This is a genomic window from Nocardia higoensis (genome assembly GCF_015477835.1).
Classification (GTDB): Bacteria; Actinomycetota; Actinomycetes; order Mycobacteriales; family Mycobacteriaceae; genus Nocardia; species Nocardia higoensis_A.
This window is the reverse complement of the sequence record NZ_JADLQN010000004.1, coordinates 274,465-295,227: the sequence shown is the minus strand read 5'-3', so window position 1 is coordinate 295,227 and position 20,763 is coordinate 274,465. Positions and strand designations below refer to the sequence as shown.

The window sequence follows — 20,763 nt, the reverse complement described above, 5'->3', positions numbered from 1 at the left end:
ATCGGACGCTACGCAGCACGCTCCGGTTCCGGCAGCCCGTCGATAGGTCGCGTGAACGCCTCGAGCGAGTACTTCGTCCGCTCGGCCGAATTCATCCGTTCGACCGACACGCACAGGCCGTCGGCTGCGCCGATTCCTCGATAGTGTCGGGAGGATCGAAGTGCTGTGTGACCGGGAGGTTTCCATGCGCCGTACTCACCCCGGTGTGCCGGCCTGGTCGGCGATCTTCCTCGCGCTCGCCTGCCTGGTACCCGGATGCGCGCTTCTGGACGACGGCACCGGAGGCGGTGCGTTACCGACGGCGGGACCGCCCATCAAGGAACAGGTCGTGCCGGTGCGCGCGGTCGAGGACACCGAAATCGCTGTGTCCGAGTCGTGGACGGTCACGGTTCCCGCCGGGGCGGCACCGGCCGGAGCGACATTCGCCGTGCAGGCGGCCCCGGATCAGGATGGCGCCCCCGCGATCAGTCGTGCCGATCTGACGCTGTCGTCGGGCCAGCCGTCGACGCCGCTCGAATTCACCTACCGCACCGCCGATCCGGTCCCCAACGGCGTCGAGATCTTCTTCGTCGGACGCCCTAGCGGCACCGACGATTCGCCCGCGCCGTCCACGGTCGTCGCGGCCAGCCTCGATGCGGACCGCCGCACCGCCACCGCCGAGATTCCGCACCTGAGCTGGTGGGAGGTGTTCGCCACCGAGGCGAACCACGTCCTCACCTCCGCCGCCGGTCTCCGCACGAACGCGCCGTCCTGCGAGACCCAACCGCGACCGGCCTGGCTGGAGGAGGCCGCATTCCTGGAAGGGAGGGACGCTCCGATGCTGGTCTGCACCGGAGCCGACCCGAACGACCGCGAGACCGCGGTGGTCAAGATCCGCAACAATCGGGGTGTGGCGATGATCGTCACCGCACCGGTCACACCGAAATGGGCTTATGCGGAAGCGTTTTCCGGCCTGCCGAGTGCCTTCGTCGCGGAATTCCTCACGGCCACGACCGAGGCTTTCGGTGTCCCGTCCTCCGAGCGTTCGCGGACATGGGTGCTGCCGCCGGGCACCGGGCTCGACATCGGATTCACCGAACGATCGCTCTCGGCGCAACCCGCCTCCAAGATCACGACCAGGGTGTCCACCTCCTCGGTCGCCTACGGCCTCATCTGGAACGCGCTCGCGGAGCACTTCGACGACCCGACCGCGCTCACCGCGATAGAGCTGGGAATCATGGGTGTGTGCTTCGGCGAAGGCGTGAACTCCGCGGTCACCGCCTCGGATGCCGGGGCGCTCGCCGCGGCCGTCGCCCGGATCGCGGGCTGCGCCATCCAGAGTGCGCCCGACATCATCGGCGAGATCAGCGGGCACCTCTCCGACGAGGCGTGGAATGCCCTCCAGCGCAACCACGCCATCACCGGCAAGATCGGCGAACTGCGGTTCCGGCTACTGCCGCTCCTCGCGGTGGCGGAAGCGACCATTGTCATCGGTGACACCTTGTCCGCCCTCGCTCTCGGCTCCGGCGCATACGAGATCGCCCTGTTCACGGCGGTCGGCGCACAAGCCGGATTGGCCTCGCTGTGTAGAGAGATCGACGTGCGACGCACCGTCCGCCACCCGAACCTCGGTGAGGTCACCGTCGGCCTGGGCCGGCTGTCCGGCGCAGGCGAGGGATGTATCGCCGTCGTCGACAGGAGAGGGTCGAAACTGCTGGTCCAGAAGGTCTCGATCTACGGTGATGAACTGGACTTCGCCGATCCGGCCACCGATTCGACGAACAACGTGTTCATCACCTACAACCCCGGACGCTACAACGGGGTGATCACGCTCGTCCCGGTCGCCGGCGGCTACGCGGATATCGGTTGGAACGACCCGGACGGCCTCAACTACCAGAGCACCACGCACGCCTATTACTACGCCGAACTGATCGGCCCGGGCGACGACGGTCGGTATGCGATCGAGGCATCGAGCAACGACTGTGAACCCGACTGCGCGGGCGGGACGATCACCAAGAAGATCCTGCGCTGGAACGGCTCGCGATACGAATGAGCCGTGGCGCGCCGATGGGCCAGCTTCGGTCCGTTTCACAACATGGACCGAAGTCGGCCACCTCCGGCATCCCGACCAGCTCGGCGAGAAGTGGCGATCAGCGGTGCGCGGAGCCAGAATTCAGGTAGGTCAAGAACTGCGTCACCCTGTCTCGTTCGTTCGGGTCATCGCAGGGGCCGTCGACTGCGGCGTCCTGGCCGCTGCCGGTGTTCGCCCCGGGAGAGACGAGCGAGAGCAACCTGAGCGCCACCTCCGCGCCGAACTGCGCACCGAGATCCAAGCCGGACGAGCCGGTGCCGTTGAACTGAACCATAGGCCCGTTCCAGCAGTCGGGGACCACCTCGGTGCTACCGGTGCTCGGACTGTCGACCAGAGTCAAGCCCTGAGCCTGGGCCGGGGCCGCCGCGACAGCGGCGGTGGCGACGGCGATGAGACCGGTGGTGAGAAGTCGTTTCATGTATATCCCCTCGAGGCAGAACAGATGTGCACCAGTGGGCTGGCTGCCTCACACTAGGCAGACCCGAAGTCGAAACACTGCCATTTCGAACTGACACGATTGTGATACCTGTCACGCATATTCCGCGTCGGCGGGACGCTTCGGTCGTGTCGAGGACTGCCGCGGCGCCGGATTGAAAGTTGCTACGCCGGTTCCGGATCGGGGCCCACCGCGCTGCGCGGAGCGCTTGTCGGACGAAACTCGAACCGAGCGGTGACTTGCCGGTGGGCCGTGTCGCCTGCTGACAGCGAGAACGAAGACCTGCGCAGCCAAGGCGATTCCGATAGCGGAGAGGCGGGATTGTCACTGCGGGTTTCGCTGCTCGCGTGCGTCCGCACGAGCGGAGCACGCTACCGGCCGAGGCCCGCGGCGAGTATGCGCGCGGCTTCCATCACCGTCTCGCGGCGGCGGTCCAGGGCGGCCTGGTCGGTTTCCTCGTCCAGAGCTATCCGGCACATCTTCGGTACCGCGAAGTTCCAGATGACCAGGCCCATGATGGTGAACAGCAGGTCCTGAGTGGCGCGGATGGACGCGGATTCCGTCTCCGCGCCGGCGAACCGGAGAACCTTCTCGCGGAAACCGTCACGGCGTTCCCGTTCGCACTCGTCCGGGTCGTCGCGGGCCTCCAGCGCCTCCCACAGCAGCAGTCTGACCAGCTCCGGATGTTCGCGGTGCCAGTCGAAGATCTGGCCGACCGATTCGGCGACCGCATCGGGATCGATGGGGAGGGAGACGCTGATGTCCTCCATCTTCGCCCGCAGGATGGCGCCGAAGAGCTTCTCCTTGTTCCCGTAATACAGGTAGATGGCCTGCTTGTTCGCCCTGGCGGCCGTCGCGATGCGGTCGACCCTGGCGCCTGCGAGACCGTGCTGAGCGAACTCGGCAGTGGCGGCATCGAAGATCCGGCGTCTGGTGTCCTCCGCGTCGTAGGCCATGAGCAAATTAAACCATTCGGTTGACTCCACCTCGGCGACGGGGCAGGATCACAGTAAAACAACTCGATGGTTTAATTTACGGAAGGCCCTCCCATGAGCACTGCGACCGCGATCCCCGTCCGTTCACCACTGCCGGGCACACTCGCCGGCGCGACCGTCGTCCTCATCGGTGGCAGCTCCGGAATCGGGCTGGCGGCGGGCACTCTGCTGCGTTCGATCGGCGCTCGGGTCGTGCTGGTCGGCCGCGACCCCGACCGGCTCGAGGCCGCCCTCGACCGTGTTCGCGCGGTGAATCCGGCCGACGGCGAGAGTGATGCGGTGCTGGGCGTCGCGGGAGACGGCGGAGACGAACAGACCCTCACCGAAGTGTTCGACAGGGCGGGCCGCGTCGACCACGTGCTGGTCACCGCCGGCGACATGAGCGGGATCGGTCCCTTGTCCGGGCTGTCGGCCGACGACATCCGCGCACCTTTCGAATCCCGTCTGCAGGCGGCTTTCCTCATCGCGCGCACGGCGGCGAGCCACCTTCCGCCCGGCGGCTCGCTCACCTTCACCTCCGGGATCCTCGTGGCCCGGCCCGTTCCCGGAATCAGCGCTCTGGTGTCGGTGATCGGCGCCGTGGAGACCCTCACCGCAGCGCTCGCCGTGGAACTCGCCCCCGCGCGGATGCGTGTGAACGCCGTCCGCTTCGGCCGGATCGACACCCCACTCCTGCGCTCGCAACCCGGGCTGGATTCCGACGACGCGATCGCCGAGGCCGGATCGACCACCCCGCTGGGCCGATACGGCACGGCCGAAGAGGCCGCCGCCACGGCCCTGTTCCTCATGTCCAACAACTACGTCACGGGTCAGGTCATCACTGTCGACGGCGGCGAATCCCTCGCCTGAAAGGCTCATCGACACACTCGCTCTCGAGCACGAGGAATGGGAGTAGGGCGCCAGGAACCTCGAGGGACACACCCTCCTTCTTTTCACTCACCTGACCATCCTCGGGCAGCGGCGCGCGACGGCTCCTCGTCGTCGCACGCGCTGGGCGCGCTCACCGAGCTGATCCCGTCGAGTCGCTGTTCGCCACTCGCCTGTCGGGCTCGTCGGCGAAGGGCTGCCGGTTCGGCTACACGGGTGTGTTCGAGCGACTTCTGTAGAATGGCATGACATCCCGGCAAGAACGGGGGTAGGTGTGCGCCCGCTGACGATGGCGCTGATCTTCGCGATGATCTTCCTGGCCTGCTGCTACATGGCGGCGAAAGGCTATCGCGGTATGGCGACGAGCAGGTCGGAAGGTTACGGAGAAGACCTTCCCGATCATGTGCTGACCGACCCCGACCGCCGCAAGCAGCTCAACAGGATGGTCTTCCGGTTCGCCGGCGTGGCAGCCGTCCTGTGCCTGCCCCCATTCGGCTACCTCGCCTACATCCTCGCCGACGCCGAACGGCAGTTGCCCACACCGGCCCTTGTCCTGCTCGCGGTCTACGGCCTGGCGGTCACAGTCGTAGCCGGGTACCCCGTGGAGAAGATCAAGAGCTACGGTCAGGTCGACTCGCGGTAGCCCACGGACTTGATCAGCCTGACGCGCGGGGTGGGTCGACTTCGGTCCGCTTCGCGGAGGAACCTCGGAAGTCGACCACCTCCGCGGCGGCCGGGGCCAGAATGCGCATCAGGCTGGTGGTGAACGCATGCTCGGCATCGGAGTCTGTCATTCGGCCGCGGCCGCGCTCATCGCTTGCGGCGTGGGCGAGGTGGATCGCGGCGACGACCAGCCAGTCGACGGGGAGCCGGCTGTCGAATTCGCCCGTGTCCTGTCCTCGCCGGATCACCCGCCCGATTCGGTCCGCGATCGGCGCGTGCCGAGCCTGGTCCTCACGCGCGGCGATCGGCAACGCGTTGATCCGTTGCAGCAGGACCGGGTAGCGGCCGGATGCCTTTGCGGCCGCATCGAATACCCGCAGCAACGCCTCGGCCGCCGGGCCCTCGTCCGGTTCCGCGGCGTCCATCGCGGCAGCGGTCAGCTCGGTGAGCCTGTCCAGGACCGCCAGCAGCAGCCGCTCGCGAGAGGGGAAGTGCGCGTACACCGTCTGGCGGGTCACTCCCGCCCCCGCGGCGATGGTCTCGACGCCGGCCTCGGGTTGTTCGTTCAGGATGCGCGCGGCCGCGTCGAGGATGGCCACCCGGCTGCGGCGGGCGTCAGCGCGCTGCTTACGAGCCATCGGCCCCCCAATACCTCTTACATCTTGTCAAGGAATTCATCGGCTTATATCTTACAGCTCGTAAGAGTTGATCCGATCTCGCACATCTGGAGAGTCATGCCCACCTTCACCGGCACCGACCCCGCGGAATTCATCGCCGACTTCTTCACCTCCTTCAACGAACATCTTCTGGCCGACGACGAAGACGCGGCAGTCGTCGTGGACCGGTTCCACACCCCCGACATCGTGCAGGTCGCCGATGGGCACCGGATGGACCGCGACAAACTGATCGCGCACACCAGACCGATCCGAAAGAACCGCCCCACCAGCCACATCGACGTCCACGAGGCCATCGCCGACAACGACCGGATCGCCGCCCGATACACCATGCACGTCAGCCAGCGCGGCAGAGAATTCGCGATCGAGGTCTGCTTCTTCGGCCAGTTCACGTCCGACGGGCGGATGCGGGAAGCACACATGCTCACCCGAACCGCGTCCACCGACAACCAGCATCGGCCGACCTAGCGGCGTCGAGCCGAAGAGGTCTTCGGGCGCACCGCCGCGTGGACCTTCCCGATCTCGGCCAGGTATCGCCGCTCGTTGGGCATCCGCACGGCCCTTGAACCGCTACCGACCGAGGCCGGCGGCGAATATGCGCGCGGCTTCCATCACCGTCTCGCGGCGGCGGTTCAGGGCGGCCTGGTCCATTCACTTCCGATACGTTGGCGGTGATCGAGAAGTTTCGCGAGATGTTCGATTGTCCCCGCCGAAGCGCATGCACTGTTGCCGAACCGAGAATCCTGCTTCGCTATCCGACCGCCGGCTGGACTGGGGATCGTCCCGCTGACCCGTCGGGTTCGGTGGCGAAGTGCCGTCGGTATGCGGTCGGGGTGGTGCCGTAGGCGGCGACGAAATTCTGGCGGAAGGTGACCGGGCTGCCGAAACCGCAGGCCGACGCGATGGCGTCCACACCCCAGTCCGTCGTCTCCAGCAGCGCCCGCGCCTCGTCCAAGCGCCGCTCCAGGATCCAGCGCGCCGGTGTCGTGCCGGTGGCGCGCTGGAAGTGCCGGACGAAGCTGCGTCGGCTCATCCGGGCACGCTGGGCCATGATGTCGACGGTCAGCCGGTCGCCGAGACGCGCGAGAGCCCAGTCCAGCACCTTCCCGATGGCGTCGTCGGTGGCGGGCCGGGCGAGAGGTCGTTCGATGTACTGGGCTTGGCCGCCTTCGCGGTGGGGTGCGACGACGAGGCTGCGCGCCACCCGGGTCGCGGCCGCGGCGCCGAGGTGCTTGCGGACCAGGTGCAGGCAGGCGTCGATGGCCGCCGCGGTGCCTGCCGAGGTCAGCACGTCGCCGTGGTCGATGTAGAGAACAGATGAGTCGACTCGGGATTCGGGGCGGCGCTGGGCGAGCAGCGGCATCACCGCCCAGTGGGTGACTGCCGCGCGTCCGTCGAGCAGGCCCGCGTCGGCGATGGGAAACGCGCCCAGGCACAGTCCCACGATCACCGCGCCGCGCCCGTGCGCGGCGATCAAGGCGGTCTTCAAGGTCTCGCCGATGGGCGTGGGCGGCATCGGCCACGACGGGACGACCACGATATCGGCCCACTCCGCGGTGTCCGGGCCGCCGACCTCGCCCAGGACGTATCCCTCGGCCGTACGGATGCCGCCGCCGCGCTCCGCCCAGAGCCTGGTCTGCCAATCCGGAGCGAGACCGAGGCGGGTCACCTCGCCGAACACCATCAACGGCGCGGCGAGATGGAACATCGTGACGCCGTCGAAAGCGTAGACAGCGATCCGCATTCCGTCCTCCTCAGCCGGTCGGCATCCTGCTCCGGTGCCGGAACCAGGATTGGCCCGATCTCATCGTAACTATGCCTTTGTGCCACTCACCGTGAGAGGCCGGCGCGCGAAGAATCGAACACGACCACCCGAGCAGCGGGTGGAGACCACGATCGATTTCGGAGGAGTCGCTCTCATGACCGCAGCACGCCGTGCCCTTGTCGTCGTCGATGTCCAGCAGGAGTACTTCGCGGGACCGCTGGAAATCCGGTACCCCGTGAAGGAACAGTCGCTCGCCAAGATCGTCGAGGCGATCGACACCGCCGTCGCCGCGGAGATTCCCGTCGTCATCGTTCAGCACCACTCGCCCGAGGGCGCGCCGGTCTTCGCCGAAGGCACCGTCGGGTGGACACTGCACCCCGAGATCGGCAAGCGGATCACCCCCGGCACCAAGCTGTTGCCCAAGCAGTACAGCAGCGCGTTCGCCGGCACCGACCTCGCCGAATGGTTGCGCGCACGGAATGTCGACACCGTCACCATTGTCGGCTTCATGACCAACAACTGCGATCTGGCGACCGCGGCCGAAGCCGAAGGTCTCGGCTTCGCGGCCGAGGTCCTGTCCGATGCCACCGGCGCCGTCGACCTGGCGAACGAAGCGGGCCGGGTGTCGGCCCGAGATCTGCACACCACCCTGATGGTTCTGCTGCAGTCGAATTGGGCGGCAGTCGCCACCACCGCCGAATGGGTCCTGGCGCTGCGCTCCGGCGAGGCTCTGCGCAAGAGCAACATCGTCGTGTCCGCGATGAACGGACGCACTGCGGCGACTGTCTGAATTGCTGTCGGCGACGGCCATCACCCGAAGGCGAACTCCCGCGCCGGTGGAAGGACGCGCCGAGTGGATCCGCCGTGGCCCGGCGGATCCACGCACACGTGCTGGCTGCCGCACACTCGCACCGAATGACCGAGGCCCCCGCAGGCGCGGCCACCACCGACCGCACGACCGGTCCTGATCGGACCCACGAGGCGCTGCGGCGCACCGGGATACACTGGTCCGGTCATTCAGCACACCCCCCGGATTGGTGTAGCGGTGGAGCAACCTGGTCGGTTCCGGATCGACGTTCTCGGTCCGCTTCGGGTCCGGACGCCGGAGGGCGCCGAGATCACACCCGGCGGCGCGCTCCCCCGGCGGCTGCTCGCGCTGTTGACCCTGCGCCGCGGGAAGACGGTCACCATCGACGCGGTGATCGAGCTGCTGTGGCCGACCGATGGGCCGAACGATCCCGTCGCCGCCTTGCACAATCATGTGGCGCGGTTGCGGCGATCGCTGCCGGGGTTGATCGTGCGTGCGCCGGAGGGTTACCGCCTCGACCCGGCGCGGGTCGACGTCGATGCCGATGTGCTCGCCGCCGCGCTGGCCGAGCCCGGGGATTCCGGCGCGAGCCGCGTCGGCGACATCCTCGATCGCTGGCGGGGACCGGCCTACCCCGAACTCGAGGACTACGACGCGGCGCGTGCGGAGGCCGTCTACTTCGACGAACTCCGCACGCGCGCCCGGGAATTCGTCGCCGAGCGCAGGCTGGCGGCACAGGACACCGACGGCCTGGCCGCCCAGGTACGCGCGCTGGTGGACGAATATCCGTTGCGCGAACGCCCCCGCGCGCTGCTCATGGACGCCCTGGTGGCGACCGGCCGCCATGCCGACGCCCTGCGCGTCTACGACGAGTTCCGTCGCCTGCTGGCCGACGAGCTGGCGGTGGACCCGTCGCCGGAGCTGGCGGCCCGGCATCGGCGCATTCTGGACTCCGGTGAGCCGGGCGAGTGGGCGCCGCAGAGCCTGCTGCCGATGCCGCCGACCTCGCTGGTGGGGCGGGAACAGCTGTTGACCGAGCTGGCGGCGCTGGCCGCGGAATGCCGGTTGCTGACGCTGGTGGGGCCGGGCGGGGTGGGCAAGACCCGGCTGTTGCTGGAATTGGGGCATCGGCTGACCGAGTCGGGACCGGTGGTGCTGTGCGAGCTGGGGCGGGTCGAGGCGGCGGGTGCGGGCGAGGCGATCGCGGCGGCGTTGCGGATCGACAGCACACCGGGCGTGCCGATCGTCGACCGGATCACCGGCGTCGTGCGCGACGGTGCGCTGGTGCTGTTGCTCGACAACTGCGAACACGTGCTGGAGCCGGTGGCCGCACTCGTGGAGCGGTTGACGGGCCGCTGTCCCGGGGTGCGGATCGTGACGACGAGCCGGGAACGGCTGCGCGCGCCGGGTGAGTTCGTGCGGCACATTCCGCCGCTGGCCTTCGACAGTTCGGATGCGGCGGGGGTGCGGCTGTTCGTGGAGCGGGCGCGGGCGGTGTCGGCCGAGCCGGTCACCGATCCCGCGGCGCGAGCGCGGATCGCGGCGATCGTGGCCCGGCTGGACGGGCTGCCGCTGGCGATCGAATTGGCCGCGGCGCGGATGTTCTCGCACGACCTCGACGAGATCGCGGCGGGTCTGGACCAGCGCTTCGATTTCCTGTCGAACGGATACCGCACTTCGGAGCGGCACGGGTCGTTGTCGGCGGCGGTGGCGTGGTCGTTCACGCTGCTGGACGAACCACTCAGGCGGGCGTTCTCGGCACTGTCGATCTTCGGCGGACCGTTCGAGACCGACGGCGCCGCTGCGGTGTGCGGGGTGTCGCGTCCGGTGGCGGCCGATCTGCTGGGGCAGCTGTCGGAGCGGTCGCTGGTCATGCGATACCCCGGTCGGCGGTACGTGTTGCTCGAGACGTTGCGGGCGTTCGGACGAGAGCAGTTGGCCGCCGGGAACCAGTGGGAGACGGTGGCCGGACGGCACGCCGCGCACATGCTCGCCTGGGCCGAACGGGCGCACGACAGGCTGGCGCTGCCGGGCAGCTCGGCGATCCGTGAGATCGACGAGGCCGTCGGGGAGTTGCAGCGAGCGCTCGAGTGGTTGCTCGGCCACGACCGGGCGGACGCCGCGGGCCGGCTGGTGGCGGCGTTGTTCGACTACGGGCTGCTACGGCTGCGCCCGGATGTGCTGGGCTGGGCGGAGCAGGTGATCGCTGTGCTGCCGGCGGAGCCGGGCTCGCTGCCTGCCACGCTGTGGGCGGCGACGGCGTACGGCGCGTGGATGGTCGGTGATGTGCGCCTGGCCGGGGAGCGCGCGGACACGGCGTTGCGGATCGCCCGGGCGGCGGGGGAATCGGTGCCCACGCGAGTGTTCAGCGCCAACGGGGTGTGCGAGCTGTTCGCCGGGCATCTGGACGCGGCGGCGCACTGGTATCGGCTGGCCGCCGAGGAAGCCGATGTGGTGGGTGACCACATCTACCGACTGATTCCACACGGCACCGACATCATGGTGCGCAGCTATGTCGCAGACGCCGGAACCGCCTCGCGCGCCGCGGAATTGGCCGATGCCCTCGGGGACGACACCTCACCGTATGCCGCCTACGCCTGGTACTGCGCGGGCGAGGCGGTACTCGACAGCGATCCGGCGCTCGCGCGGGAACGGCTGGACCGGGCCGTTCGGCTCGCCGAACTCACCGACGCCGCACTGGTGACCGGGGTGGCGACCGCCTCGCGCGCCTCGCTGGAAGTGCGGGCAGGCCGGCTCCGGGAAGCGACACAGGCCTATCAACCGCTCGTCGAGCACTGGCGTCGCGTCGGCATGTGGGCAAAGCAGTGGGTGATGTTGCGCTCCGTCGCGCTGTTGTTCGAAGGGCTGGCGCGCTACGAGGACGCCGCGCTGCTCGAAGGCGCGATCCGCGCGGCCGAGACCGGGCAACGCGTCGCGGGCGCCGACGACATCGCGCTCGACGAACTCGCGACCCGGTTGCGTCAGGCGCTCGGCGACGAGCGGTTCGAAGCCGCCCACCGCCGAGGTGAGACCCTGGACCACGAACGCTTGGTCGGTCACGTCCTGGACTGTCTGTCCACCACCCCTTGACCGCCTTCCAGGGCGGTGCACCAGCCCGCATCGCGGTAGCACACGGTCCACAGGGCCGGCCGCGTAACCGGCCGGCCCGTGCCGCGGACTCCCCCCGCCGATGCCGGGCCGCCTACCAGCGCGGCTGTTCGCCGAGGATGCCCAGCGCCGCCTTGCCCACCATCTCGTGGGTGAGCGCGTCGTTGGCCGGATGGAACCCGCCGCAGCGCACGTCCCGATACAGCCGCTCGAGCTCGTTGCCGCGGAACATCCCCGCACCGCCGTTCACGTCGAGCGCGATGTCCACCACCCGTTTCGCCGCCTCGACGGCCCGCCACTTCATCGAGTACACCTTCGAGACCCATTCCGCGCCGTGGTCGGCCCCGGACATCCAATCCTGCAGGAACCGTTCCAGCACCGCCGACGCGGCGTCGAGTTCCAGATACATCGAGGCGACCTGCTGTTGCACGAACGGGTTGTAGGCGTAGGCGCCGCGTTCGATGGCCACCGACTTCTTGCGCCGCGCCGACTCGCAGGCCAATTCCAATGCGCGATCGGCGATTCCGAGATACACGGCGGCCATCAGCGACAGCGGCCACATCGTCATGCCGACCAGGAACGGGTGGGAGCCGTCGCCGGCGGGGGCCACGCAGCCGATGCGCTCGTCGGGGACGAAGACATCGGACAGGACGGTGTCGTGGCTCTGCGTGGGCCGCATGCCGAGGGTGTCCCAGGTGTCGACGACCCGAACGCCGGGGCTGGTCCGCTCCACGAACGCGTGCACGATATGCGGGCCGCCGGGCGCGTCGGCGTCGATGGCGTGCGCGCCCAACCATTTCCAGACCGGGCCGTTGGAGCCGAACTGTTTGACGCCGTCGAGCAGATAGCCGCCGTCGACCCGGCGGGCGCGGCAGGTCGACATGAGTACCGGCAGGTCGTTGCCCGCCTCCGCGTGCCCGGCGGCGATGACCTCGCCCGCGACGGCCTCGCGGTGGATCCACGTCAGCGACCGATCCCCCGCCCGCTCCACTTCGGAGGCGACGCCGATCCAGTAGGAGTGCATGGTCATCGCCAGCGCGGTGGCCGGGGCGTAGCGGGCGAGGCGGCGCTGGCTGCGCGCCAGCTCCTCGAGGGTCAGTCCCCAGCCGCCGCGCTCGGCCGGGACCGCGGCGGCGAGGTAGCCGATGGCGCGCAGTTCGGCGAGATCCTCGTCGAAGTAGGTGTTGTCGCGATCGTGGGCCGCCGCCCGGGCACGGAAGCCTTCGAGCAGTTCGGTGGGGATGGCCCGGGCGCCGCCGCCGTTCGTGCCGGATGTGCTGGTGGTGATCATGCTGTTGGTCATGGCATCAGCGTCGGCGGCGCCGCTGTCAGGACACTGTCACCGGCTGCCGGGGCCGCTTCGGCCGCCGACAGGGCGGTGACAGCGGCGCGCGGCACGGTGAGTTCATGAACGACAGGCAGCTCATGAACACCATCGGCGAACTCGGCACCATTCTCTCGCTCTGGGCTCATCCGGACGACGAAACCTATCTGGCCGCGGGCATCATGGCCGCGGCACGCGACAACGGGCAGCGCGTCGTCTGCGCGACGGCTACCGCGGGCGAGCTGGGAGCCTCGGATCCCGTCGTCTGGACGCCGGCGCGGCTCGCGCGGGTCCGGCGATGGGAGGCGGCGGCCGCGATGGCGATCCTCGGCGTCGACGAGCACGACGTCTACGACCTGCCCGACGGCGAACTGCCCATGCACGACACGGCGGGCCGGGAATGGGCGCGCCGACTGCTCGACGAGGTGCGTCCCGACACCATCCTCACCTTCGGACCGGACGGCATGACCTTCCACCTCGACCACATCGCCGTGCACCGCTGGGTGACCCGCGCCTGGCAGGAGACCGGATGCCGGGGGCGCCTGCTGTATGCCGCGCCGACCGTCGAGAAGCTGCGCAGATTCATGCCGCTCTACGAGGAATGGGACATGTACATGAGTCCGCGGCGCCCGGCGGGTGTGCGACCGGAGGAGTTGTCGTTGCGGATGGTGGTGTGCGAGCACGAGCTCGACCGCAAGATCACCGCGTTGCGGGCGATGGCCAGCCAGACGGCGGCGGTCGTGGCAGCCCTCGACGAGCAGGTGTATCGCGACATGGTCGCCGAGGAGAGCTTCGTCGCCGCCGCGTCCGTCGTGGCCGAACCTAGTGCGCCGCAACCGTCTCCGGCTCCCCCGGGTCGCTGATCAGCAGCACCGTGATCGGCACGGCCAGGCCGAGCAGGCCCATGACGAACACCGGGAAGAGGAACGAGAAGACCTCGACGCCGTCGGGTGAGGCGAAGCCCTGATCCACGGTCACGCTGACCGCCGCCATACCGGTGTAGTGCATGCCGACCACGGCGATGCCCATGATCAGGCCGCCGAGCAGCCGCAGCACGGGCGAGTCGAGGATGACGGTGAACAGCAGCGCCACGGTGGCCGCGACCACGGCGATGAGTATCGACAACACGACGAGCCTTCCGTCGTAATGGATTTCGCCCTGGAAGCGGATGGCGCTCATGCCCGCGTAGTGCATCGTGTTCACGGCCAGGCCGGTGATGAACCCGCCCGCGAGCAGGCGGGCGGTGACAACCGACTTGCCGACGACGTTCAGGCCGATGTAGACGGCGACGATGGCCAGGATCGCCGAGCCTGCGGTCCAGGTCATGTCATAGCGCAACGGGACGCCGGGGACGGCGAAACCGAGCATGGCGATGAAATGCATGAGCCAGATCCCCACACCGCCGATGGCGACGGCCGACATCGCCAGCCAGCCCTGCCGCTGCCCTTCGGTGCCCGCGGAGAGCGACCGGCGGGCGGCGGCCAGACCGACGAAGGATCCGATGACCGAAACGATGTAGGCGAGCCACATCAACCATGCGCCCATCTCGAAGTGGTGGACGTCGTGGGCCTGGTGGTGCATCGGGTGGAACTCCTGAATTTCGATTCGAAAAAGCAAGCAATCCGCCAGCAATTGAATTACCGGCGCCTGCACCATAACCGGCCGAGATCACCAGCTCAACAGGGTTCAGCTCGGCCGATAGTGATATAGATCACCATCGGCCGGGGTATTGGTCATTGCCGTTCAGCCCCACGCAAACGGGCAGACGCGGCTACCGACCGTTAACATTTTCGAATAGCAAGGACCGATTTCCTTCCACTCAGAAAATCGCCCCGCACATTGAAGATTGAAGCGTCACCGATGCCGAGCCGGGTCCGGCACACTCGAGACATAAGCCCCTTCGAGCGTTTCAGCTACCACGCTCAGTAATTGGTCGGCAGTCCAGATTCGAGGGACTGCGCCGCACAAGGGCGACCGGAATCGGGAAAACACGATGTGGAGGTCCGTTCGGCCACGGCGGCGAAGCCGAGGCCACGAGTGTCGTCCGCGCTGCGATGCGGCGCCGAGCAGGCCGAAGCCAGAATCCAGAAGGTGCTCAAGAGAGCGGCGATCAGCGTCAGCGCCACGATCTGCTGCCGGCGATGCGGGTTGGGCACGGCGGGCGCACGCAGCTGCGCCGAGATCCGCTGAGGACGCGGGGTGTTCGGACGCGGGAGCGAAGGTGTGTTCGCGACCATGCGCCGGGCGGCCTCGCGCACTCGCGCGGAGCCTGTGCCCATCGCACGCCGGGCGGCATCGCCGAGTCCGTCGCCGAGCCCCCCGCCCCGCCAGACCTCACGTCCGCCGACAGGGCGAACAGTCGGCGGCGCGAATGCCGCCGAGGGCCGCGGGCCGGGTTCGACGGGCCCCCGATCGACGGACCCGGAGTCGTCGAGCCAGGCGGGCCGCAGCACCTCGGTGTGGCGGAATCGGAGACGCTGCGGCCCGATCCAGGAGGACCAGTCGTCGGTGAAGGCGGAGTCGCTTTCCGGTTCGGGCAGTTGCTGTTCGGTCACCGTCGCGCCTCGCGGACGAGCGGAGGCGGACTCCGGCGCCGCAGTAGAGGCCCCGGGCAGCGGGGACACCAGAGCCAGGGCCGGGGCAGGTTCGTACCCCGCCGACTGCTCGATGGCCGGTGCCGGTTCGAAACCCCCGGCCGACTCGAACCCCGCTGACGGCTCGACGGCCGACGCCGGTTCGAATCCCACAGGTGGTTCGGAATCCGCGGGCGGCTCCGATCCGGTAGCGGCGAAGCCGGATTTCGGTACAGAAGCCGATCCGGCAGACGAACCCTGTCGGCGCACAGGGCCGGACGTCATGAGGCCGGGGGCGAAGCCCTCCTGCGCGGGGCTCGCGGGCAGCGGATCGACCCGATCGGCGATACCCGCATGCGACGGCAGAACCTCGGCTTCGCCCGCGGCGCGATCCTGAACGACGAGGTGGGCGCGGGACGCGCCGGACGGCACGCCGACCGTGAACGCCGCGGGCACCATCTCCTCCCCTGCCCGCAGATCCCCGACGCGCACACCGTCGGCCCCCTCCGGTTCGGTGGCGGCCCGCTTGCGTTGTTCGGTGTGCCTGCGTGCCGCTGTCACCGCGGCCGCGTAGTCGGGACTCGCCAGGTAGTCCAGGCGGGCGCGGGACGGAAAGCCCTCCGCCAGCAGGTCTTCGACCGTCACCCGCTCCCCCGCGCCGAGATCGGTGAGCAGGTCGTGCGCGGCCTCCGCACTCCAGACGATCGCCCGGTTCGCGGTGCGGTGGAACCACGCGCGCAGGTCGGCGGCGGACTCGGCGACCACCACGCCGCAGCGCGGGCGGCCCGCGCCGACCCGAACCGTGATGTCGGATTCGCCGGGCGGCACGATCACCACCAAACCTTCGACGCGAGCGTCGGCATTATGGCCGCGCGCCGCTTCGCTCAAGGCGGAGATGCTGTCCGACACCCGATCGAAAGGCCGTTCTTCGGAGAGGTTTTCGGCGTCGTCGAGCGGATCGCCGTCATAGCCGGAAAGCTTCCAGCGACCGTCCGAGCGCAGTGCGAGCACGCCTTCCCTCGCCTCGGGAGCGGTCCCCTTCACATCCATCACGATGGTCGCGCGGGGCGTCAGGACGACGAGATCGGTGTGCTCGTGCGCGCCCAGGCGAGCGCCGGAGATCGCCAGGCCGACGATGATGAACTGACCGGACCAGGCGCGCATCCAGTCGAGAACCCGCTGTTCGGTATACGCGCCCGCCGTATGCACCCTCGCCTCGTCGATGACCAGCATCGCGGCCGCCCTCCATCGCCGTCCCACTATCGACGGACTCCACGGTAGGCCGTCGCGGTGGCGCCGTTTCGCCGAAAGGCACTGTAACAGCGTGGTATTGGCGGCGATGAGGCGGTCGGCGGACAGCGTGGCCGCGACGCGCCCGGCCGCGTTGGCCGACCGAGCGAACTCGTGGCACACTTGCGCGGCTGTATCTTGGATAGGAGCACCATGCGTTTCGCGTTCTCACTCGGCGTATCCGCCCTGGCCGCCGTGGCTTTCGTTCTCACCTCCCCCGCCTCCCCCTCGGCCGACGCCGAGCCTGCCGAGTGCCATCCCTCCTACACCCCGTGCCTGCCGATCACCAGTGACGTCGACTGCGCGGGCGGCAGCGGCAACGGTCCGGTCTACACCGGTCGCGTGACCGTCATCGGCCCCGACGAATACGGTCTGGACCGCGACAACGACGGCGTCGGCTGCGAGTGAGGGCCGGGCGCGCCGGACAGGCGTGCGGCGCGCCGCCCCACCGAAACGAACTCGCCCGCCGGCTCGACACACCCGACGACGGTCTGCGTGGCACGGGTCGCCGACGTTCACCGTACGTTCGACAGCAACCGTGCTTTCGGCATCGACCTGCTCTCGACATCACACAGGTGAGGAGTTCGGATGAAGCGAAACATCAGGCGGGCGGCGGGGATCGTGGGGGCCGCGTGCGCGATCCCCGTCCTCTTCGCCGGAGCGGCCGAGGCCCAGCCGGGGACGAAGCACTTCTCGGTGGGCTCGGTGCAATGCGCGATCTTCGGCGACGGCACGGTGGGATGTGACCTGCCCTCGCCTACCCCGCTGACCTACGGGCAGCTGCCGTTCGGCTTCCCGGTGAGCGAGATCGTGATCGACGTGCCCTGGCTGCCCGCCCATCCGACCTTCGACCCCGGCACCCCCTACACCCTGCCCGGCGGCAACCCGCCGCTGTCGGAGGTGAAGACCGGCGACGGTCAGTGGGGCCCGACCATCGAGCACGCAGGCGCCAGTTGCGCCGTCGGCTTCCACGGCTCGTTCGGCTGCGCCGCGAAGGGACGCGGCTGGAGCATGTGGTCGGGGCGGCTCACCGCCTGAGGCGGTGTTCGGCGCGCCCGCCGGACACCGGGACGCGCATCCGGGCTGCCCACCGCACCGGGGCCGTGGACTTGCGGCGGCGATGGTGGGAAGCTCGAAGTACCGCGATGTCGAGGCGAGGAAGCGTGACATGGCCGACGGTGTGATGACCGTTGACCGACCGGAGCGCATTCGGAACGTGGCGTTGGTCGGGCACAGCGGAGCGGGCAAGACGACGTTGGTGGAGGCGCTGGCGCTGGCCACCGGCGCGCTCAATCGCGCGGGGCGGGTGGAGGACGGCACCAGCCTGTCCGACTACGACGAGATCGAGCAGCGCAAGCACCGGTCGGTGCAGGTCTCGGTGGTGCCGGTGGGGTGGCACGAGACGAAGATCAATCTCATCGACACCCCCGGTTACGCGGATTTCGTCGGTGAGCTGCGCGCGGGCCTGCGCGCGGCGGACGCGGCGCTGTTCGTGATCTCGGCGGCCGACGGCCCGACCGGGGTCGGTGGCGCGACGCGGGCGGTGTGGGACGAGTGCGAGGCGGCGGGCATCCCGCGCGCGATCGTACTCACCCATCTGGACGCCGCCCGGGCCGACTTCGACGAGATGGTGCACGCCTGCGCGCTCTTCCTGGGCGATGGCGCGTCCGAATCCGTTCTGCCGCTGAATCTTCCGGTCCACGGCCCTGCGGGCACGGACGGCCACCGGCCGGTCACCGGGCTGATCGACCTGCTGTCGGACCGGGTGATCGACTACTCCGGCGGGGAGCCCGCACCGCGGGAACCGACCGAGGAGCAGGCCGGCCGCGCCGCGCGGGGCCGCGGCCGGTTGATCGAGGCCGTGATCGCGGGCAGCGAGGACGAGTCCCTGATGGAGCGCTATCTCGAGGGCGCCGACATCGATCCGGCCACCCTGACCGCCGATCTGGAACGGGCGGTGGCGCGGGCCGGATTCCACCCGGTGCTGATCGGCGCGTCCGCCCCGGAAGGCGCCCGGACCGGGCTGGGCACCGTGGAACTGCTGGAGTTGATCGTGGGGGGCTTCCCCACCCCGGCCGAACATGTGGTCACCGCGACGCCCGGCGGCGACGGCGCGGCCGCGCAAATGCTGACCTGCGACCCCGAGGCCGATCTGGCGGCGGAGGTGATCCGCACATCCTCGGACGCCTACGTCGGACGGGTCTCGCTGGTGCGGGTCTTCTCCGGCACCCTGCACGCCGACGACACCGTGCACGTGCGTGGGCACGGACTGGCCACCCCCGGCGACCCGGCGCACCCCGATCACGACGCCGACGACCGGATCGGCGCGGTGACGGCCCCGTTCGGCAAACAGCAGCGCCCTCTGCCCCAGGCCATCGCGGGCGACATCGCCTATGTCACCAAACTCGCCCACGCCGAGACCGGCGACACCCTCTCGGCCACCGGCGCCCCGCTGCTCATCGAGCCCTGGCCGCTGCCGGAGCCGTTGCTGCCGGTCGCCGTGCGCGCGCACGGCAAGTCCGACGAGGACAGGCTCTCCACGGGTTTGGCCCGGCTCACCGCCGAGGATCCGACCTTGCGCGCCGAGCACAATCGCGACACCGGTCAACTGGTGCTGTGGTGCCTGGGCGAAGCGCATCGCGATGTCGCGCTGGAACGGCTGCGCACCCGCTTCGGCGTCCAGGTCGACATCGAGGAGTACCGGCTGGCGCTTCGCGAGACGCTCGCGCGCCCCACCCGGGCGCGCGGCAGGCATGTCAAACAGTCCGGCGGGCATGGACAGTTCGCGGTGTGCGAGATCGAGGTCAGGCCGTTGCCGACCGGGTCGGGGCTCGAGTTCGTCGACGCGGTGGTCGGCGGGGCGGTGCCCCGTCAGTTCGTCGGGTCGGTGGAGAAGGGCGTGCGGGCCCAGGCCGCGCGCGGGGTGGTGGCGGGGTATCCGCTGGTGGATGTGCGGGTGACACTGGTGGACGGGAAGGCGCATTCGGTGGATTCCTCCGACGCCGCGTTCCAGACCGCGGCCGCGTTGGCGCTGCGGGAGGCGGCGGCCGCGGCGGGGGTGGTGCTGCTCGAACCGATCGACGAGGTGTCGATCGTGGTTGCCGACGATTATCTGGGCGCGGTGCTCGGCGATCTGTCGAGCCGGCGCGGGCGCGTCCTGGGCACCGCACCGCACGGTTCGGGCCGCACTCGGGTGGACGCCGAGGTGCCCGAACGGGAGTTGCGCAGTTACGCCGTCGACCTGCGTTCGCTCGCCCACGGAACCGGCGAGTTCCACCGTGGCTATCTGCGACACGAGCCGATGCCCGCGCCGGTCTCGCGGGCAGTACTCGACGAGGCCCCGACATGAGCCCACTATCCTGAGTGCCATGGCAGCAGGTAAGGGCGGTAAACCGTCGAAGGAAGCGAAGGCCGCGGCGAAGGCGGCACGCAAGCAGGCGTCGAAGGAGCGTCGTCAGCAGCTCTGGCAGGCGTTCCAGATGCAGCGCAAGGAAGACAAGCTCCTGCTGCCGCTGATGATCGGCGCGCTCGTCGGTATCACCGTGGTGTTCCTGGCGATCAGCCTGATCTTCGGCATCAACTGGTACTTCCTGGTGCCCATCGGCGTGCTGCTCGGCGTGCTGGTGGCGTTCATCATCTTCGGCCGCCGTGTGCAGGCCAGCGTCTACGCCAAGGCCGAGGGCCAGGCGGGCGCGGCCGCGTGGGTGCTCGACAACCTGCAGGGCAAATGGCGGGTGAGCAACGGCGTCGCCGCCACCACCCAACTGGACGCGGTGCATCGGGTGATCGGCCGCCCGGGTGTGATCCTCATCGGCGAGGGGTCGCCGCAGCGGCTCAAGTCGCTCATCGCCCAGGAGAAGAAGCGCACCGCCCGCCTCATCGGCGACACCCCGATCTACGACTTCGTGATCGGCAACGAGGAGGGCCAGGTTCCGCTCAAGGAGCTGCAGAAGCGCCTCACCAAGCTGCCCCCCAACATCGACGCCAAGCGCATGGACCTCATCGAGGGCAGGCTCTCGGCGCTGAGCAAGCGCACCGGCCCCGCACTTCCGAAGGGTCCGATGCCCGCGGGCGCGAAGATGAAGGGTATGCAGCGCACGATCCGCCGCCGCTGACCGACCGACGCCAGACCGATCGAACAGCCCGGGCACGCCCCGGGCTGTTCGCGTCAGCGGGCGTTGTGATCAGC

General features: G+C 69.3%; 18 protein-coding genes. 11 read left to right on the top strand and 7 right to left on the bottom strand.

The genetic code is table 11. The features are described 5' to 3' along the window. The first annotated feature begins 184 nt into the window (after nt 1-184). Nucleotides 185-2,032 carry a hypothetical protein gene (locus IU449_RS21940; protein ID WP_195003989.1) on the top strand — a complete coding sequence of 616 codons (1,848 nt, stop codon included), beginning with the start codon at nt 185-187 and terminating at the stop codon, nt 2,030-2,032. A gap of 97 nt (nt 2,033-2,129) precedes the next feature. Here IU449_RS21940 and IU449_RS21935 read toward each other — a convergent pair whose 3' ends face one another. Further along, nucleotides 2,130-2,489: a hypothetical protein gene (locus IU449_RS21935; RefSeq protein ID WP_195003988.1), complete on the bottom strand. Its 360-nt coding sequence runs from the start codon at nt 2,487-2,489 to the stop codon at nt 2,130-2,132. A gap of 389 nt (nt 2,490-2,878) precedes the next feature. Beyond that, complete coding sequence (locus IU449_RS21930) at nt 2,879-3,463, bottom strand: TetR/AcrR family transcriptional regulator (RefSeq protein ID WP_195003987.1); 585 nt, start codon at nt 3,461-3,463, stop codon at nt 2,879-2,881. A 93-nt stretch (nt 3,464-3,556) separates the two neighbouring features. On the opposite strand from IU449_RS21930, the gene IU449_RS21925 reads away from it, so the two are divergent. Next, nucleotides 3,557-4,351, top strand: coding sequence for an SDR family oxidoreductase (locus IU449_RS21925; RefSeq protein ID WP_195003986.1), 795 nt, complete (start codon nt 3,557-3,559; stop codon nt 4,349-4,351). Nucleotides 4,352-4,643: 292 nt separating this feature from the next. After that, nucleotides 4,644-5,012, top strand: a complete 369-nt coding sequence (locus IU449_RS21920; RefSeq protein WP_195003985.1) for a hypothetical protein — start codon at nt 4,644-4,646, stop codon at nt 5,010-5,012. A 13-nt stretch (nt 5,013-5,025) separates the two neighbouring features. Here the strand turns inward: IU449_RS21920 and IU449_RS21915 are convergent, their stop codons facing one another. Beyond that, a complete protein-coding gene (locus IU449_RS21915) occupies nt 5,026-5,670 on the bottom strand; it encodes a TetR/AcrR family transcriptional regulator (protein WP_195003984.1) in 645 nt (214 codons plus the stop codon). Nucleotides 5,671-5,766: 96 nt separating this feature from the next. Between IU449_RS21915 and IU449_RS21910 the strand changes: the two genes are divergently transcribed. Continuing rightward, nucleotides 5,767-6,174 carry a nuclear transport factor 2 family protein gene (locus tag IU449_RS21910; protein WP_195003983.1) on the top strand — a complete coding sequence of 136 codons (408 nt, stop codon included), beginning with the start codon at nt 5,767-5,769 and terminating at the stop codon, nt 6,172-6,174. A gap of 283 nt (nt 6,175-6,457) precedes the next feature. Here the strand turns inward: IU449_RS21910 and IU449_RS21905 are convergent, their stop codons facing one another. Then, a complete protein-coding gene (locus IU449_RS21905) occupies nt 6,458-7,450 on the bottom strand; it encodes a GlxA family transcriptional regulator (protein WP_195003982.1) in 993 nt (330 codons plus the stop codon). A 175-nt stretch (nt 7,451-7,625) separates the two neighbouring features. Here IU449_RS21905 and IU449_RS21900 point away from each other — a divergent pair, with 175 nt between their 5' ends. Then, nucleotides 7,626-8,261, top strand: coding sequence for a cysteine hydrolase family protein (locus IU449_RS21900; protein ID WP_195003981.1), 636 nt, complete (start codon nt 7,626-7,628; stop codon nt 8,259-8,261). A 255-nt stretch (nt 8,262-8,516) separates the two neighbouring features. After that, nucleotides 8,517-11,369, top strand: a complete 2,853-nt coding sequence (locus tag IU449_RS21895; RefSeq protein WP_195003980.1) for an ATP-binding protein — start codon at nt 8,517-8,519, stop codon at nt 11,367-11,369. Between the two features lie 112 nt (nt 11,370-11,481). On the opposite strand, the gene IU449_RS21890 is transcribed toward IU449_RS21895, so the two are convergent. Further along, entirely contained in the window at nt 11,482-12,690 is a 1,209-nt protein-coding gene (locus IU449_RS21890) for an acyl-CoA dehydrogenase family protein (RefSeq protein ID WP_228805473.1), read from the bottom strand. Between the two features lie 104 nt (nt 12,691-12,794). On the opposite strand from IU449_RS21890, the gene IU449_RS21885 reads away from it, so the two are divergent. Further along, nucleotides 12,795-13,574: a PIG-L deacetylase family protein gene (locus IU449_RS21885; RefSeq protein WP_195003979.1), complete on the top strand. Its 780-nt coding sequence runs from the start codon at nt 12,795-12,797 to the stop codon at nt 13,572-13,574. On the opposite strand, the gene IU449_RS21880 is transcribed toward IU449_RS21885, so the two are convergent. Then, entirely contained in the window at nt 13,534-14,292 is a 759-nt protein-coding gene (locus tag IU449_RS21880; protein WP_195003978.1) for an MHYT domain-containing protein, read from the bottom strand. The genes IU449_RS21885 and IU449_RS21880 overlap by 41 nt on opposite strands. 341 nt (nt 14,293-14,633) lie before the next feature. Continuing rightward, a complete protein-coding gene (locus tag IU449_RS21875; protein ID WP_195003977.1) occupies nt 14,634-16,517 on the bottom strand; it encodes a hypothetical protein in 1,884 nt (627 codons plus the stop codon). A gap of 210 nt (nt 16,518-16,727) precedes the next feature. Here IU449_RS21875 and IU449_RS21870 point away from each other — a divergent pair, with 210 nt between their 5' ends. From IU449_RS21870 to IU449_RS21855, 4 genes are all read left to right on the top strand, one after another. Beyond that, nucleotides 16,728-16,982 (top strand): hypothetical protein, encoded by a 255-nt coding sequence (locus IU449_RS21870; RefSeq protein WP_195003976.1) that lies wholly within the window; start codon nt 16,728-16,730, stop codon nt 16,980-16,982. A gap of 180 nt (nt 16,983-17,162) precedes the next feature. Beyond that, nucleotides 17,163-17,612, top strand: coding sequence for a hypothetical protein (locus IU449_RS21865; protein ID WP_228805472.1), 450 nt, complete (start codon nt 17,163-17,165; stop codon nt 17,610-17,612). A gap of 130 nt (nt 17,613-17,742) precedes the next feature. Further along, a complete protein-coding gene (locus IU449_RS21860) occupies nt 17,743-19,923 on the top strand; it encodes an elongation factor G-like protein EF-G2 (RefSeq protein WP_195003975.1) in 2,181 nt (726 codons plus the stop codon). A gap of 19 nt (nt 19,924-19,942) precedes the next feature. Beyond that, on the top strand, nt 19,943-20,689 hold the full coding sequence (locus tag IU449_RS21855) for a DUF4191 domain-containing protein (RefSeq protein WP_195003974.1): 747 nt from the start codon (nt 19,943-19,945) through the stop codon (nt 20,687-20,689). Nucleotides 20,690-20,763 lie beyond the last annotated feature (74 nt).